General features: G+C 34.9%; 14 protein-coding genes. 4 read left to right on the top strand and 10 right to left on the bottom strand.

Going from position 1 to position 16,817, the window contains the following annotated elements:
* Nucleotides 1-50: 50 nt before the first annotated feature.
* Entirely contained in the window at nt 51-1,148 is a 1,098-nt protein-coding gene (locus GA0116959_RS10650; protein ID WP_092720674.1) for an OmpW/AlkL family protein, read from the bottom strand.
* A gap of 1,362 nt (nt 1,149-2,510) precedes the next feature.
* Here GA0116959_RS10650 and GA0116959_RS10645 point away from each other — a divergent pair.
* The gene (locus GA0116959_RS10645) at nt 2,511-2,975 is read left to right on the top strand and encodes a BLUF domain-containing protein (protein WP_092720673.1); all 465 of its coding nucleotides are present in this window, start codon (nt 2,511-2,513) and stop codon (nt 2,973-2,975) included.
* 150 nt (nt 2,976-3,125) lie between these two features.
* On the opposite strand, the gene GA0116959_RS10640 is transcribed toward GA0116959_RS10645, so the two are convergent.
* Nucleotides 3,126-3,446, bottom strand: a complete 321-nt coding sequence (locus tag GA0116959_RS10640; RefSeq protein WP_092720672.1) for a hypothetical protein — start codon at nt 3,444-3,446, stop codon at nt 3,126-3,128.
* A gap of 223 nt (nt 3,447-3,669) precedes the next feature.
* On the opposite strand from GA0116959_RS10640, the gene GA0116959_RS10635 reads away from it, so the two are divergent.
* Nucleotides 3,670-3,879 (top strand): hypothetical protein, encoded by a 210-nt coding sequence (locus tag GA0116959_RS10635; protein WP_053577870.1) that lies wholly within the window; start codon nt 3,670-3,672, stop codon nt 3,877-3,879.
* Nucleotides 3,880-4,030: 151 nt separating this feature from the next.
* Here GA0116959_RS10635 and GA0116959_RS10630 read toward each other — a convergent pair whose 3' ends face one another.
* The 5 genes from GA0116959_RS10630 to plsB all read right to left on the bottom strand — a co-directional run bounded on the left by GA0116959_RS10630 (nt 4,031) and on the right by plsB (nt 12,506).
* Nucleotides 4,031-5,320 carry a mechanosensitive ion channel family protein gene (locus tag GA0116959_RS10630; protein ID WP_092720671.1) on the bottom strand — a complete coding sequence of 430 codons (1,290 nt, stop codon included), beginning with the start codon at nt 5,318-5,320 and terminating at the stop codon, nt 4,031-4,033.
* A 300-nt stretch (nt 5,321-5,620) separates the two neighbouring features.
* Nucleotides 5,621-6,157, bottom strand: coding sequence for a DUF2058 domain-containing protein (locus GA0116959_RS10625; protein WP_053577872.1), 537 nt, complete (start codon nt 6,155-6,157; stop codon nt 5,621-5,623).
* Nucleotides 6,158-6,612: 455 nt separating this feature from the next.
* Nucleotides 6,613-7,800, bottom strand: a complete 1,188-nt coding sequence (gene sstT / locus GA0116959_RS10620) for a serine/threonine transporter SstT (RefSeq protein WP_092720670.1) — start codon at nt 7,798-7,800, stop codon at nt 6,613-6,615.
* Nucleotides 7,801-8,091: 291 nt separating this feature from the next.
* The gene (locus GA0116959_RS10615) at nt 8,092-9,807 is read right to left on the bottom strand and encodes a SulP family inorganic anion transporter (protein WP_092720669.1); all 1,716 of its coding nucleotides are present in this window, start codon (nt 9,805-9,807) and stop codon (nt 8,092-8,094) included.
* A 170-nt stretch (nt 9,808-9,977) separates the two neighbouring features.
* Entirely contained in the window at nt 9,978-12,506 is a 2,529-nt protein-coding gene (gene plsB / locus GA0116959_RS10610; RefSeq protein WP_092720668.1) for a glycerol-3-phosphate 1-O-acyltransferase PlsB, read from the bottom strand.
* 266 nt (nt 12,507-12,772) lie between these two features.
* On the opposite strand from plsB, the gene cysK reads away from it, so the two are divergent.
* Both cysK and GA0116959_RS10600 read left to right on the top strand, forming a co-directional pair.
* Nucleotides 12,773-13,771: a cysteine synthase A gene (gene cysK, locus GA0116959_RS10605; protein WP_092720667.1), complete on the top strand. Its 999-nt coding sequence runs from the start codon at nt 12,773-12,775 to the stop codon at nt 13,769-13,771.
* Between the two features lie 165 nt (nt 13,772-13,936).
* The gene (locus GA0116959_RS10600; protein WP_092720666.1) at nt 13,937-14,872 is read left to right on the top strand and encodes a LysR family transcriptional regulator; all 936 of its coding nucleotides are present in this window, start codon (nt 13,937-13,939) and stop codon (nt 14,870-14,872) included.
* Nucleotides 14,873-14,896: 24 nt separating this feature from the next.
* On the opposite strand, the gene GA0116959_RS10595 is transcribed toward GA0116959_RS10600, so the two are convergent.
* From GA0116959_RS10595 to GA0116959_RS10585, 3 genes are all read right to left on the bottom strand, one after another.
* Nucleotides 14,897-15,505: a TetR/AcrR family transcriptional regulator gene (locus GA0116959_RS10595; protein ID WP_092720665.1), complete on the bottom strand. Its 609-nt coding sequence runs from the start codon at nt 15,503-15,505 to the stop codon at nt 14,897-14,899.
* 293 nt (nt 15,506-15,798) lie between these two features.
* Complete coding sequence (gene pcaD / locus GA0116959_RS10590; RefSeq protein WP_092720664.1) at nt 15,799-16,575, bottom strand: 3-oxoadipate enol-lactonase; 777 nt, start codon at nt 16,573-16,575, stop codon at nt 15,799-15,801.
* Nucleotides 16,576-16,700: 125 nt separating this feature from the next.
* Nucleotides 16,701-16,817: hypothetical protein (locus GA0116959_RS10585; RefSeq protein WP_092721055.1), on the bottom strand; the 117-nt coding region annotated here is incomplete at its 5' end.

Here is a 16,817-nt window from a genome sequence, read left to right as displayed (position 1 = left end):
TTAATTATTGAGTAAGAAGAAAGTATTTTCTTCTTACTCATTTCTACAAATTAGAATCGGTAGCCCACACCCACATAAGTCACTAATGGGTCTAAGTCGATTTTAGTGGTCGATTTAATCAACTCTGTTCCTGTTGTGGTATCTGTGACTGTAACCGTGGCCACATTATTAAAGTTAGGCATATAGCTTAATGAACCTGTGGAAAACCAGCGTTCTGTAAAGTCAAAAGTAAAGCCTGCAGTAAACACCGGTGCAAAAGCATCACTAGTTTTAACCTTAACTTCAGGCGTGGCAGTAGAACTGCCTTTACCGCCATGTAGCGCTTCTCCTGCACGACCACTTAAAATATTATCAATCATATAGCCAGCTTGAATTAAGTCTTCTTCTACACCGCTATTGAGTTTTAATTTATTGAAATGACCATATGTAACACCTGCTCCAACAAATGGGCGGAATCGATCCTTGCCTGATGTACCAAAATGGTATTTAACGGTAGCTGCTGGAGTCCAAGCAGTGACTTCAGCAACTTTACCATGTGCACCAAGATCAGTAATTAAGGTATCTTTAAGCAGTTTTAAACCATTTAAATAAGTAGGCGGTGTTCCAAGTGGCGGAGGTGAATTAGCAGTAGATAATGCAACGGCTCTAATCTCACCCACACCTTTAATATCGACTTTTGGAGGAATGCCACCGATCAATTCTAAAGAAACATTATCATTCACAAAATAACTCAGGGTTAAGCCCAAGGTATCAGTATTTTCAGCTTCCATACCACCCGTAGCAGTATAATCTGAAATTCCTGAAATATCAGATTTCGCACCATTCATGAGGCTGTTAGGTACTTTATATTCAGGCTTTGTTTGGCTGTTTTTGACAAAACTGTTAAACATCAATTTGCCCATACCAGTTAATTCATCACTATTAATTGCATATTTCCCAAGATCCGCACCCCATAATGACCCAACGCCATAGCTGCCGCCTTCTTCAACACTAGTTGTGACATGGGTGGAATTGGCTTTTCCCTGTGGCATCACATGCATCCAACCCGCACTGACCGCCCAACGCTTGTAATTTGTAGAATCTGCGTAAGCTAAATTTGCAGATAACAAGCATGCGAAAGGTACTACTATTTTAAAAATTTGACTCATACTAACTTCCCTAAAGTGCAATATTTTTTTTATAGTTTCAGCGGATCCTTTCTGAAACATAGCTCACATTATTAGAGTAAAAGCTTTACTAATCAAATGATAAGTCTGTCAAAAAGTGGCATCTTGGGTCATCGTATAGAGTTTTTTTTGTCGTAAAATGATAAGCATGTATAAAATTATTGTGGCAGAGCAATATTTCATTGAGCCTTATACCCCAAAAAGATCACCCACTTCTTTATAAGAAAAACTTCCTGTTTTTCACAGTGAGTTCAATATAAAAGTAAAGCCATGTTTGCATTTTTATTCATTCCTTTTAAATAATTTAAAATTTTGCGCCTTTTTTACACCTTAGATGAAATTAATAAATAATAAGTTATTGTTTTTATTGATAAAATTAAACAACTGCAACATAACTTATACCTTTAATTCCCAATAGGGCATTTGCTCTTTTATTTGCACACACACAAAATTCCCATGCAAATATTTAGTCGTGTCCAGAACACTTCAGATGGAACTTTATGATGCTGAGCTACCTGATATTCAGAGAAAGTAAAACGTTCAGTTTTATAGACAAAGTACGATTAAAGCACAACCTAGCGTCTTAAAAAACAAACTCGATATGATATTCAATTCAGCCAAGTTAGCATGTCTTAAATAGCAGCAATACATGAGCTAAGTCAGCGAATTAAGTTAAATTGGATTCAAAAAGAGTAATTAGATACAAAAATAAAATGCCTTCAATTGACGTATAAAAAAAATCATCTCACAAAATGAACAGCTCGGATCATGATGAATTAAATCGCTTTTCTAAGGATATGAGCATTTATCTTAAATCGTGTAGTGCCTTTTTATTGGCTTGTACCAGCCCGAATGCTAAGCGTAATTTGATCATTTAGTATAATAATGGGGTATTTAAATATATAATAATGCTGTTATCGCGCTTCATGAGTCATGAGGTCGTAGTGCAATTTGTGGTTGATCCAATCGTTAAATGATGATTGTCATTTAAATGCCCTACAACGTTTTACAAGTTTAGTTTGTTGTCAACAGACCAGAGAGCACTACTTGATTTCAATACCTAGTCAAGTTTGGAGGAACAACCATTTTAATGGTTGGCAGTAAAGGTAAAGTGAGTGGTTTCATCGAGACTAAGTAAATGATCTTGGTGATCATCTGTTTAAGTCTATAGATTAGAAAGGATAGACTTTAAACCACTCTTTTATATAACAATCAGTGCCATTCGAAGTCTAAATTATGATTGGAATCATTTTTTTTAAGCTTATGTCATGTGTATAGAAAATGTCTGTATCAATTCATTTTTTGAATTTTATTCAGATTTTAAAAAGTAATTAGGTAAATACTATGAATGACATAAGATTATTATATGTAAGTAAATTAAAAAGTACCGCGAATTCCATGAATGAGTTGTACAATATTTTGACTGAGGCCTTAAATTTTAATGGACCGAACCGCATTTATGGCGCGTTGTATTATGGCAATAATTATTTTGTACAGTGCTTAGAAGGTGAAAAAGACACAGTAGAACATCTTTTTTACAAGAAAATTTTAAGAGATCCTCGTCATGAAAATTGTGAAATTTTGTCTTTAGAAAATATTGAGACCCGCATTTTTACTGACTGGCATATGAAATATGCTATTTTTCACAAAGAAGTTTTAAACTTCTTTTCTGAACATCATCTTGATGATTTCAATCCTTATTTATTAAATTTGAAAACTATTCCACTTTTTATTGAACTCTTGAGTAAACAGCCAGATGGTTTTGAAACCCTAAAAATTCAGGATTCTGAGTTAGATAGTACTGCCTAACGGTTAGTTAAAGAGTTTTGATGCTATAATTTCTTCAAAAGCGTAACTGTTGATTTTACGCTTTTAATTTATTTTAACGTCAGTCAATATCATGATGAACTGACATTACTCAATTTAAGTGTTTTCCAACAGTATCATTCAATTGTACATTTATTTTTTCGTTTTTAATAATGTATCTGCTTCAACTATAAACGCTTTCTGTTTGGTACGTTGCCATAAACATAATTCTCGTCCAAGCTGATTTTTCATATGGGCTTGAGGATAGCGACCTTCTAACAGAATCGCTGAATATCCTACACGATCATCAAAGGGCATAATGTCACTGACCACCTTGGTTTTTTTTAATTGACTGGCTTTTATACATGCTGTTTTTAAGTTCTGATCATTTTTTTTCCATGCTTGTTCTGAACTTGCCTGCGCCGTATAAGAAGCAAAGCATAAGCTGAATAAAATAATATGAATCGATTTCATTATTTTTATCCCTTAATTTTAAATATTAAATTGAATCATACAACGTGAATCGTAATTTTAAGCGCTAATTTACAATACTTAAAAGTTTTGATTCAATTCTATCCATATTTTTTGCTTATACAGATGATCTTTTACAATTAAATCATTACAGATTGCCTTATAAATGAAATCAAAAAAGCAATTTAGAATGGCTATGATAGAAAAATAATGAAGGAGAAATTTCATGTATACCATTCAAAAACCAACGTCTGGTGAACAACGTACTATTAACAAGGTACTTGGAGATGAAGTCACTTTAGCGAAAGCTCAAGATAATGCTGGATATTATGACTTACACAATCAAGAGTTTATTCCTAAATTTAATGAACATCATGAAATTATTGGATTTTATGAAGTTGAAGATCAAGCTGTTATTTGGGAAATTATTCTTTAATCGTAGTTCGTATCAAATTAAGTCGCTTTGATATCAAAATTTATAGCTCTAAAAGTGAAAGTATTGATAAAAACCAAGCGCTCAATTGAGCGCTTGGTTTTTAATTATTTTAAATTTAGAAAATGGAATACAGTCTCAAACTTCAAAATGGTTAAACTTTAGATGTACCATGATGAAGATCATGTAAGTCTGAATCATTGATGTCAGAAGAAGGCAGCATTGTCTGAAAATCTATGCCGGCAGGAGCTTGGTAAATGCGTAAACCAAATTCAGGAATAATGGCAATTAAGTGATCAAAAATATCCGACTGGATTTCTTCATAATTTTTCCACGCTGTCGTATTGGTAAAAGTATAGATTTCAAGTGGCAATCCTTCACTGGTGGGTTGCAGCTGACGAATGATTAAGGATTGATTTTGAGCAATGCCTGAGTGTTGTTTCAAGTAAAACTCTATATAGGCACGAAATGTACCTAAATTGGTCAAGCGGCGCTGATTATAACGTGATGGATTGCTCAATTGCTGATTGAACACTTCTAGCTCTTGATTTTTGGTATTGAGATATTGATCTAATAATAAAAATTCTTTCAGTTTACGTTGCTCTTCATGTGTCATAAAGTGAACGCTACTCTGATCAATAAAAATCGATCTTTTGATACGTCGAACGCCTGCATCAGCCATACCACGCCAATTTTTAAAGGTATCTGTTACCAATTTGTTGGTCGGAATAGTGGTAAATGTTTTATCAAAATTTTGAACGGTAATCGTATGTAATGACATATCAATGACATCACCATCTGCATTTAGTGTTGGCATTTCAATCCAATCGCCAATACGCACCATATCGTAAGATGAAATTTGTACTGAGGCCACCAAGGATAAAATCGTATTCTGAAATACCAACATCAGCACCGCAGCCATGGCACCGAAACCCGCAAGTAATGTAAACACATCCTTTTTAAGGAATGTACCTAAAATCATTAAACCGCAGACAATATAAAGAATGAGCTTAACCAGTTGCAAATAGCCTTTAATCGGCTTATTTCTAGACTTGGGATTACGTTGGTAAATTAAATTAAAAATATTCAGAAATTCACTAATTGCTAAAGCCAAAGTCAAGAAGATAAAAGCTTGAGCCGCCATTTGGATAATTGTGATTAGCTTTTCTGAAATGTGTGGAATTGTGGCTATTCCATTCATGATCACCAGCGCAGGCACAATATTTGAAATTCGACGAATCACATTATGTTGAGCAAAAATATGAGAATTTGCCGATTTCATCTTACTGACAAGTTTTCGAATACCACGTACCACGATTTGTTTAGCAATTAAATTTGCCAAAACAGCGAATAAAATCAAAAGTGTTAAAGACGTCAGCATTTCTAACCAAGGATATTGATCTGACCAATCTTGAATATTTTGAATAAAGTTAAACTGCTGCAAATTACACCTTCAATAGCTTTATTAAAAATTCTTTATAGTTTATATAGTTATGTTTATTACATCATTAAAGATAACGTTTTATATACATGAATCAAAAGGAAGTAACCTGTTTTTTGCAAAGTTTTAAAAGTTGAAAAATAAGAAAATGAATAATACGTCTCTTTATTCTTGTTTAGGCTTATATATTTCATGCTTGATTGCGCGTCAGTCTCTAATTTTTGAACCGTGAATGACAAAAATGCCGATACGGATATCAGCATTGAGGCTTTTAAAAACTAAATAAAATAGAAGTGAAAATAATCACCACATTAAGTCATCAGGAATAACATAGGCTGCGTAGGGATCTTCTTCATCTGTAATCTGTTCATTTTTTTCAGAATTATTGACAATAATAAAACCCGTCATTTTATCATTAATACGCTCTGCCAGAGCTTTGGGTAAAATTGCATAGCTTTCACCATCTTTTGCAATCACCAATGAACCTGAAACCAGCGCATTATAAATTTGTTGATTCAAATACATTTTTTTGATTTTACTTTCATCAATAAATTGATAAGACACATCGCCATCTGTCTGCATAATTTTATGCTGATGAATCATTTGAATAATAGCGGCTTTTAATTCCTTACCTTGCAATAGACGCTTTTTTTCGAGGTCTAGTGCTTGATCTTTAGCCAATTTTTCTTGTTTATCTTGTGCAATTTTCGCTTTTAACTCTGCTTCTTCACTTTGACCTGTACGTTGCTCATGAACAGCTTGTTTAGAGAGTTTTTTTGCCTTTTTATTGTCAACTAAGCCCGCTTTAAGTAATTGGGCCTGTAATGCATTTTTGACCATGATAAATTCCGAAATGACTTCTGATGAGCATGATAACCAAAATACAAGCCTCAATATACGGTGTACAGCTTAGAAATTAACCACGCAGAAATTTGAGCGTAATGATTGAATTAGAACAGTCAGCTTGATTAATCAGTGAGAGCTTTATGATTAATCAATATTCTATGGGTTAAATGCATGTTGATGCTGATTAAAAGTAAAGCCTGATGGGAAAGGGCAATACAAAAAACAAGTATAAAAAAGCCACTTTAGTAAGGAATTTCACCATGATATTCCTTGTTAAAGTGGCAATTTCCTAAAATAAAATGGCAATCAAATGAATTAGAAATTTAATTCAAGACACTCACACTCAAATCGATCATCCTTTTTAAAGTTCAGTTTAACTAAATAGGCTTGAACAAAATCTGAATATCTTAAAAAGATTTAATCATTCAGCATTTCTAGATCCACTGCGCTTAATTCAGATCAACTGCAGCAGTAAATAACACATCAGTAGAAGAGTTTAATGCTGTTTCAGTCGAATCTTGCAATACACTAATGACCATGCCAATGGCAACCACTTGCATAGAAATATCTGAGCTAATTCCGAATAAACCACAAGCTACAGGAATTAATAGTAAAGAACCACCCGCAACTCCAGATGCACCACACGCTGAAACTGTGGCTAAAACCGATAACACCAACATCGTTGTAAAATCGACAGAAATACCCAAAGTGTTTACAGCAGCTAAAGTTAAAACTGTAATGGTGACAGAAGCACCTGCCATATTAATAGTTGCACCTAAAGGAATAGCAACACTCGCAGTCGATTCTTTAACTCCCAAGCGTTTGGCTAAATCTAGATTGACAGGAATATTCGCAGCTGAACTACGGGTGAAAAATGCAGTAATTCCACTTTCACGTAAACATGTAAACACTAGAGGATAAGGGTTTGAACGTGTTACAAAAGCCACCATGATTGGATTGATAACCAAAGCCACAAAGAACATGGTTCCAATCAGCACAGCAAGTAATTGAATATAACTTTCTAAGGTGCTTAAACCCGCTTCAGCAAAAGTCACGGCCACCAGACCAAAAATACCGATAGGAGCGAAATTAATCACAATCCGAATCACATGATTAACCGCATTTGCAGCATCAGTTAACAGTACTTTGCTGGTATCACTTGCATGACGAAATGCGACACCCAGTGCAACTGCCCAAGCCAAAATACCAATAAAGTTTGCTTCACCAATCGCAGTAATAGGATTTGCCACAAAACTTAAAAGCAAATTCTTTAAAATTTCGATCAAGCTACCGGGTGGTTGTAAGTCAGTTTGTGTCGGAATATCTAAAAATAAAGTACTCGGGAACAAAATACTTGCAGTCACTGCACTTAAAGCTGCAAGGAACATCCCAATGGCATACATGGCCATAATCGGTTTGATATTTGCACTATGACCGACTTTAAAATTTGCAATTGAAGCTAAAACCAATACAAACACTAAAATAGGCGCAACCGATTTAAGTGCTTTAATAAATAAGTCACCTAAAAGGCTTAAGTAGGGCGCTACATTAGGGAATAAAACAGCAACGCCAATACCTAAAATAATAGCGATAATAATTCTAGAGACTAAACTCAAACGCATTAAAGCAGAAAACATAAAGATGCCTTGTTACACATACGAGGACTAAAAAGAATACAAATATGGTCGGCATTTTATACCTAAAAGCATAAGGACTAAAAAATAATTTCTATATAAAAACTAAGTATTTATTTTTAAAGTTGATATTTTTGTATTTTAATTTTTTTTAAATCGTAATTTTAGACTTTAACAGGGTAAAACATGAAAAGTGGCGTTTAAAATTATGGTCAACAGTAGATTGTTGAGCATTTTATATGGAATAACGCCATTCAAGTTTAATCATTCATAAAAATCGAGATCATGGTGTATCTAAAGCATCTCGGGTGAAAGTGCTTGCATTGCTTGAAAATGGGTAAGATAAATTTTTCCACTTAAATGTTGCAGCAGTTTTGAATCTTGTAATTTATCCATTACGGGGCCTTTGACCTCAGAAAAGTTCAACTTGATATTCAGTTTAATTAATTCATTATTTATATCTTCCAGCATTTCTAAAGCACTAAGATCAATAGCACTAATACTTGAACAGTTGATAACCACATGCTCTAAATCTACATGTTGACTGATGGTATTGATTAAAAAACCTTTTAAAGTATGTGCATTTAAAAAACTTAAGTTTTCATCAACCCGCATTGAAATCACGCGCGAAGAGGTTAATACTGAATGCCGTTGGACATTTTTAAAATGTTGCGTGCCTTCAAGTAAACCAATGACGGCAATATGTGGACGACTGATACGCCAGAGCAGCAGGATAAACGTTGAAATAATGCCAATGACCAGCCCCGTCGAAATATCAATGCACACCACGCCAAAAAAAGTAATCCACATCGCAATACCATCAGCTTTAGAGTAATGCCATGTTTCAATAAACGGTTTGAAATCGACTAACTTCCAGATTGAAACAATAATGGTTGCAGCAAGAATCGCGAGCGGTAAATCACGGAAAAAATCAGTAAAATATAAACTGACGATTATGATTAATAAAGAAGAAAAAACGCCTGCTAAAGGTGTTTTAGCACCAGAATCTGCATTAACCACAGTACGCGATAAGCTACCGGTAACAGGAAAGCCGGAACTTAAGCCAGCACTGACATTTGATAACCCTAACGCCACCAATTCTTGATTACTGTTTAACTGGCTACGCTGTTGTAATGCGGTCGCTTGTGCAATTGAAAGTGACTCTACAAAACTGACCATGGCGATCATGGCCGCACCTGGTAACAAGGTCCAGATTAATTCGGCATTCCAGTGAGGGATACGCATAGGTGGAAAACCAGAGGGAATTTCGCCTACGGTTTTAATGCCAATTTCGTTCAGATTGAAAAAGTACACTGCTGTAATAGAAAGAACCACCAAAACGAGTGGTAAGGCCTTCGATATAAAAGCGGTATTGCCTATCCAGTTTTGCACAGATTGAGTGTTTAATAGTTTTGGGATAAAAATGAGAAAGAGTAACGACAAAATACCAAAAATTAAGGTTTCAACACTACTAAAGCGAATATATTGCCAAATGCTCAATAAAAATTCAGGAATATTATTGGCTTGTAAGGGAATATCGACCAAGAATTTAAATTGCCCTAAAGCAATCAGTACCGCAGAAGCAATAATAAAACTTTTAATTACGGGGTGACTAATCAGTTGAATCAAAAAGCCGAATCTAAAAACACCCAAGAGTAAAGAAATCACACCGACCATCAACGCAAGTAAACAAGCAGCTTCGATGTATACAGCAGAACCGACTTCAAATAAGGGGCTTAAAGTTGCAAAAGTCATCATGGAGATAATGGCAACAGGACCAATAGAGAGTGTAGGGCTGCCACCGACCATGGCATAAATGATCATCGGTAAAATGCTGGCATACAAGCCCATAATCGGGGGTAAGCCTGCAAGCATGGCATAAGCCATGCCCTGAGGAACCAACATCGCAATCACAATCAAGGCAGACAAAATATCGGATTTAAATTTGTCTGAATTATAGTGTTGAAGCCACTGCCAAGCAGGTAATAACTTTACTAAGCGTGTATTCAAAGCAGGCCTACTTAAAACTAAATCACTATTTAAGATATATTATGCATAAAAAGTGCTAAGAAGTCTTAATCAAATGATTTTAAAAATATAAATAACTGATATTAAATGTATTTTAATAATACTGATAAATAGGTCAGGCATTTAATTTCAGCTAAATATCTGCATATGCCTCATTTCGAATCGAATGACTTCTTATTTATTTGTTTAAATACTTTCAATTCTTTTTCACTAAAATTAACCGATTCCTGTATGGTTTGATACATATTCTGATCAAAACCTTTAAAAATAACGGATATCTTATCTTCAAAATCGAGATGTAGAATAAAAATGTCCTGTTCAACACTGATCAATTGATTCTGTTTAAGAATTGAAATAAAGCTTTTTAAAGTGGCACTATCAAAGTAATAGCCCAGTTTAATTTTTTGCATCTGAGACAGTTTTTGCAATACGGCTTTACTCATATTTTCTAATGCTTTTAGATTTAATGACTCATCAGAAGCATATTGTTGAAGTAACGCGGCAATAATCATCATATTATTTAGACTAGAACGACATAATGATGCAAGCGTTGAAAGACTATTTTGCACGTGTTGATTTGATGAAGGATCAATTACGATTGAAATGCTTTGCTCTTGCGTTTTAATCCAGCCCAACTGTTCTAAACTTTTTACCGTCAGTGTAATTTGATGATCTAATTCATCTAAATTCCATTTTAAGAAAAGTTCTTCTTTGAAAAACGGATAAATATTTTTAATGCTATCGGCTAAGAAGTGAGAAGACATTTTTTGATAAGAATGGATGAGCGTTGCGATTAATGCGGGCAAAATAAAACAATGCAAAATATTATTGCTAAAGTAACTCAAAAGAATTTTTTGGCTTTCTGCTACGCGTATCCAAGGTTCATTATTTTGACTCAAACTTTCGACTTGTTTAAGTTTTATCGCATATTCGATGATTTCAGCACTGGATAATTCTGTCATCATCATTCTTGGGTCATATTGCGTGAGCTTTAATAACTGTCGATAGTCTATGATCTGTTGTTTTAAATCTTTGTGACTTAAAGCATGCTGGTCAGTATGGAGTAAAATGAGTGAAATCAATGAAATAGGGTTAATTACCACAGCTTTATTAATATTTTCTAAGATTGAATTTGCCACGTCATTAACGGTTTCAACGACAGGTTTCGGTAATTCATCATTTACCTTGAGTTGGATTTGGTTGGCTTGGTGGGTTGTTAGAATTTGATCTAAGAAAATCGGTTCACCAAAGTTGACATGGACTTGACCAAATACCTTTTCAATTTTACGCGCTGAACTTAAAATTCCCCAAATGGATTCTGCCTCTTTCGGTTTACCATTCAGTTCATTTAAATAAGCAGTTCCTTCAATCAGTTTTTCATAACCAAAGTAAGTTGGAATAAAAGCAATTGGTTTAGTTGCCCCACGTAAATGACTTTGTACCGTCATGGAAAGCATGCCTTTTTTAGGTGGCAGTAATAAACCCGTTCGTGAGCGTCCACCTTCAACAAAATATTCTAAAGGTGTATTACGTGAAAGCATGCTGTGTAAATATTCTTTAAATACAGAAGTATATAATTCATTTCCACTAAAAGTACGACGAATAAAATACGCACCCGCGCCGCGCATAATTTGACCCACAACAGGGAGGTTTAAATTAATTCCTGCTGCAATATGCGGAACCATTAAACCACGGTTAAAAATAACATAAGAAAGCAATAAATAATCGATATGACTACGGTGGCAGGGTGTATAAACGATTTCATAATCTTTGGCCAACTCACGCACAGTATCAAAGTTATGGACTTCAATGCCGTCATAAAGTTGTGTCCAAAGCTTGGTCAACGCGAGTTCTGCAAAACGTAAAGTGGAATAGGAAAAATCTGAAACCACTTCGGTCAAATAACCTTTGGCGCGATTTTCCGCTTCAAACATACTTATTTTATAGTCAATACTTTCTTTGCGAATCGCATCTTGTACAGTTTCAGTTTTCATTAATTTATTAATAAGATTACGACGGTCTGAAAGATCAGGTCCTAAAATCGCTTCTTTATATTTATAGAAATTGGTGTTGAGTTCTTTAACCACTGAATGGGCTGGAGCAAAGTTTGGATATTCGGTTTTTGCTTTGACAATTGCGGCTTTCAAGGACAATGGTTTGTGAAATTCGATATAATTTTCACGTCCATAGAGTGAAATATTGAAAGCTTGCTTAATTTTGGATGGGGTAGACCATGCATCCGAGAAAAGTGCTTTAAACCATGAATCTTCATATTCAGGTGAACGTCCCCAAAGTACAGTAACAGGAACCAGTTGAATATCGTATTCAGGATATTTTTCTAAAATTTCGATTAAACGAATGAGTTTTGCCGAATAATGATAAGACTCATTTTTACTATGGGGACCATTTAAAGCCAGTATTGAATCTTCTTCAATTAATTCTTGAACGACCAAAGGGGCAAAAACTGAAGGAAGTTTACGGGCTTTTGCTTCTGTATCAATCAGCACGGTATTACTTAAAGAAGCATCTTGAAGAACATAACAGATGATTTTTTTATCTGAAGCATGATTAAAATTATTTTCTAATTCAGTGGTATTGCCTAAAACTTGAGGGCTCACGATTTTATCTAAAACTTTTTGCGTAAACTGACGATAGAATTGACGATAACCCTTATCAGACATTGTATTCTCTAAATCATTGATCATTTGATTGATATTGTGTGCAATAAGAAGAAAAAATACAAACCTTATTGATCATAAATAACGGATTTAAGTTGTAACGTTTTAAGAAAAACAACATCAAATGTTTTCATTTTTTTCTTTTTTTAATGCATTTAAAAGGGTTCGTGGTTCAACAAAATGAAAAGAGAAACCTATATTTTTCGGGTTTAAATGACTTATGATAAAACCCATACTTTAAAATTCAAAACAGCACTCAAGGAGTGAAAATGACAACAGATTCTGCGTTTCCCACCCCCCATAATTTAGGGATTGCCGTGTATGCCAATAATGCTGAATCTATAGGAAACACCCCATTAATTCGTATTAATCGCGTGATTTCTTCTTCAGCAACGGTATTGGCAAAAATCGAAAGTCGTAATCCTGCATTTTCAGTAAAATGTCGAATTGGAGCTGCTTTAATTTCAGATGCCGAAGAAAAAGGCTTACTGAAATCGGGTATGCGCATTGTCGAACCGACCAGTGGTAATACGGGCATTGCATTGGCTTTTGTGGCTGCTGCCAAAGGTTATGACCTGACGTTAACTATGCCTGCCAGTATGAGTATTGAACGTCGAAAAGTATTAAAAGCCTTTGGTGCACATCTGATTTTGACTGAACCTGCCAAAGGAATGAAAGGTGCGGTAGATGAAGCTGTTCGTTTAGCTACGGAACAGCCAGATTTATATTATTTACCTCAACAGTTTGAAAATCCTGCAAACCCTAAAATTCATGAGCAAACAACCGGTCCTGAAATTTGGGAAGCTACAGGCGGCAAAGTGGATATTTTAGTTGCAGGCGTGGGCACCGGCGGGACAATTTCTGGTATTTCACGTTATTTTAAACAAGTAAAAAATCAAGCTTTGTATTCTGTGGCCGTTGAACCTGCCGAATCTCCTATTATTGGACAAACCAAACGAGGGGAATCCATCACGCCTGCACCACATAAAATTCAAGGCATTGGGGCAAATTTTATTCCTAAAAACTTGGACCTAGATTTGGTGGATGAAGTGATTGCGATCGAAAGTGCGGAAGCAATCCAGTGGGCACGTCAGACAGCAACTCAAGAAGGTATTTTGGTGGGTATTTCAAGTGGCGCTGCAATGGTAGCAGCTGCGCAGTTAGCGAATCGTCCAGAAAATGCAGGCAAAACGATTGTGGTGATTTTACCTGATGCAGGTGAACGTTATTTATCTTCAGTTTTATTTGAAGATATTTCTGCAGATTAATTTTTTAGTCACGAAGAGTTTGGCCTAAATAAACAGCATTTGAATTTAAGCCAAACTGTTTTTTGTTCTATTTTAATTTTTAGGTTAAAAAGAGTATTGGAAATACAGCTCAAAAAGCAGATGATAGATTGTAATTATCAAAATGGAAAATAGGATTTAAAATTGGTGTTTGAACTTGATTGTAAATTACTCAGTGTTTTTCTTTATATTTACAAATATAAGAGTGTCTCTGTTGCCGCAGAATATCTGTCGATGAGTCAACCGACGGTGAGTAATATATTAAATAAAATCAGACAACACTATCATGATCCACTTTTTTTAAGAATTGGTAATGAGATGGTGCCTACAGAGCTGTCTAAACAATTGTTTCCACTGATCAGTGAAGCACTCAGTAAAATCGAAAATATTAATAATTTTACCGTTCATTTTGACCAATCAAGTTCACAGCAAATGTTCACCATTGCCATGACAGATGTGTCACATTTGGTGTTATTGCCTAAAATTTCTCAGTATTTAAAAAAATACGCGCCCCATGTGCGTTTAAGTGTTCGTGCAATTACTTCTGAAACCAGTTATCAAATGGCCAATGGAGAAATTGATCTCGCCATCGGTTTTTTACCTCATTTAGAAAATGGATTTTATCAACAAAAATTATTTGAACAATATTATGTGGTGATTGCGTCAAAGAATCATCCACGTTTGAGCCAAAATAAGTTAACGGTAGAGCAGTATATTCATGAATCGCATATTGATATTGATGCGGGAATGGGGCATTACCATATTGAGAATGAATTATTGAATTTACAATTAAACCGCAATATTTTAATGCGATTACCCAGTTATTTAGGTGTTGGTCTGGTGGTTCAAGAAACGGATGCAATTGCCACTGTGCCTTATTATTTAAGTGAAGTTTTATTATCACGTGGAAATTTACAGTTTTTTGATGCCCCGATTATTTTTCCAACATATGCAGTAAAACAATACTGGCACATGTCTTGTCATCATAAAACCAGTCATCAGTGGTTGCGCCAAATGTGTTATGACTTATTTAGTCAAATTAGTGAAGCAAATGATCATTCAGAATCAAATGAAGATCTGTAGCTCATTTTTTATTCATATACCATATTATTCAATCGAAGATGATTTATCTGGTGTTAAAAGCGCTTGATTAATGCAGAGTGTGATTAAACGTTCACGTGAACCAATTGATTTTTGATAATGTGTTGAATTTAATAATAAACATGCACCATGTGTGACCATCCAAATATAAGATAAATAATCACGGATCGACATTGCACTGTCTAAAGATTTTAAATAGTCAGAAGTCATGTCTTTAATTTCAAGAATACGCGCTTCACGAATTTGGTAAAGTTCATCAAAAGATTCTTTTAGGTTCTTTTCATTATTGGTTAAACGCTCTTCAATCACGTGCAGTAAAATAGTGCGATTGGAATTTAACATGTGAAAGAGCATGTATTGGGAAAGATAAGTTTTAATGTTGTGATTATATTTTTTGGAAATGTCTAATAATTTTTTCTCATTTAAAATAATCAGTTCTAAATAAAGTTGATTCTTACTTTTAAAATGTTTATAAATTGTGCCTTTTGCAATATCCAGTTCAGACGCCAATTCGCTTAAAGTAATATCTTGATTATTATCTAGTAACAGGGTTTCTGCCATCGCTAAAATTTTCTCTTTACGTAATTGAAAATTTTGTTGGCGTACTATATTCATTGCAATATTCCAAAACAGATTTCAACGGCATATTTTATATATAGCAAAATATTGAATTTAATTCCATTATTCAAATAGATAAAAATTGAAATAAGAAGGTCAATACACTAATGTATAATTAATCCTGATGAATAAGTACTCAATAAATTTGAAATTGAAACTATTTTTTCTCGAACAGATAATAAAATGGTTCGCAGTACTTTTCAGCATTTTATTTTTTCATAAACTATTGTAGTCAATTATTTAAACAGCCCTACAACTTAGGTAAGGCTGAAAAATCTAAGGTTTTAAGATTAAGTCATGAATTGTTGAATAATTTGATTAAATTCATTTGGTAATTCAATGTTTGATATATGTGAAGCGTTAATTTCAGACATTTTACTGTTTGGAATGCGTTCAATCATAAATTCAGCATCGGCCACAGTCGTAACGGGATCTTGCTGACCTGCTACAACCAGTACAGGCACCTTAATATCTTTAAGCTGTTCACGTAAATCTGCTTGGGATAGAGCTTCACAGCAACTTGCGTAACCTTCCGCACTTCCAGCTGCCAAATCATTTTGGAGCTTTTCAACCAAGGCCGCATCACGCTGAATAAACCCAGTAGTAAACCAGCGCGAAGCAGCAGTCGAAGCAATCGGTTGTAAACCTTGTTCGCGCACTAATGCAGCACGATCGTTCCACGCTTGTTCTTGACCAATTTTTGCAGCAGTGTTGCAGACAATCACTCGATTAAAACGTTCTGGTTGATGAATGGCTAACCATTGACCCGTTAAACCCCCCATAGAAATACCGCAGAACGTTGCTTTTTCAATGTTGAGATGATCTAGAAGCTGAACAACGTCTTGTCCAAGCTGCTCAAGTGTGTAAGGGCCTTGAGGTGCGCTCGATGCGCCATGACCACGCGTGTCATAGCAAACCACGAAATAATCATGTTGAAAATGATCAATTTGTGGTTTCCACATCGAAAAATTAGTGCCTAAAGAATTTGAAAAAATTAGCGCAGGTTTGGCAGAATCACCAAAGGTCTGATAATTAATTTCAGCATGATTTGAACTAAAAGTTGGCATAAAATTCCTTGTATTTTTATTCCTTCTTCATCCTTCCTGAGCAAAAAATTTAAACCTTATTATTAAGATAAATAAATGGTCAAATCAGCTGCATAAGCAAGAAGGATTTTAGAAAGGTATTTTACCTAAACACGTTGAATAATGAGAGCGATGCCTTGACCGACCCCGATACACATCGAACACAAGGCGTAAGTTCCACCCGTTGCCTCCAACTGATTCAATGCCGTGGTGACCAAACGCGC

It is taken from the genome of Acinetobacter albensis, assembly GCF_900095025.1.
In the GTDB taxonomy this organism is placed as follows: Bacteria; Pseudomonadota; Gammaproteobacteria; order Pseudomonadales; family Moraxellaceae; genus Acinetobacter; species Acinetobacter albensis.
The sequence above is the reverse complement of the archived record's forward strand: the minus strand, read 5'-3'. Positions and strand labels throughout refer to the sequence as shown.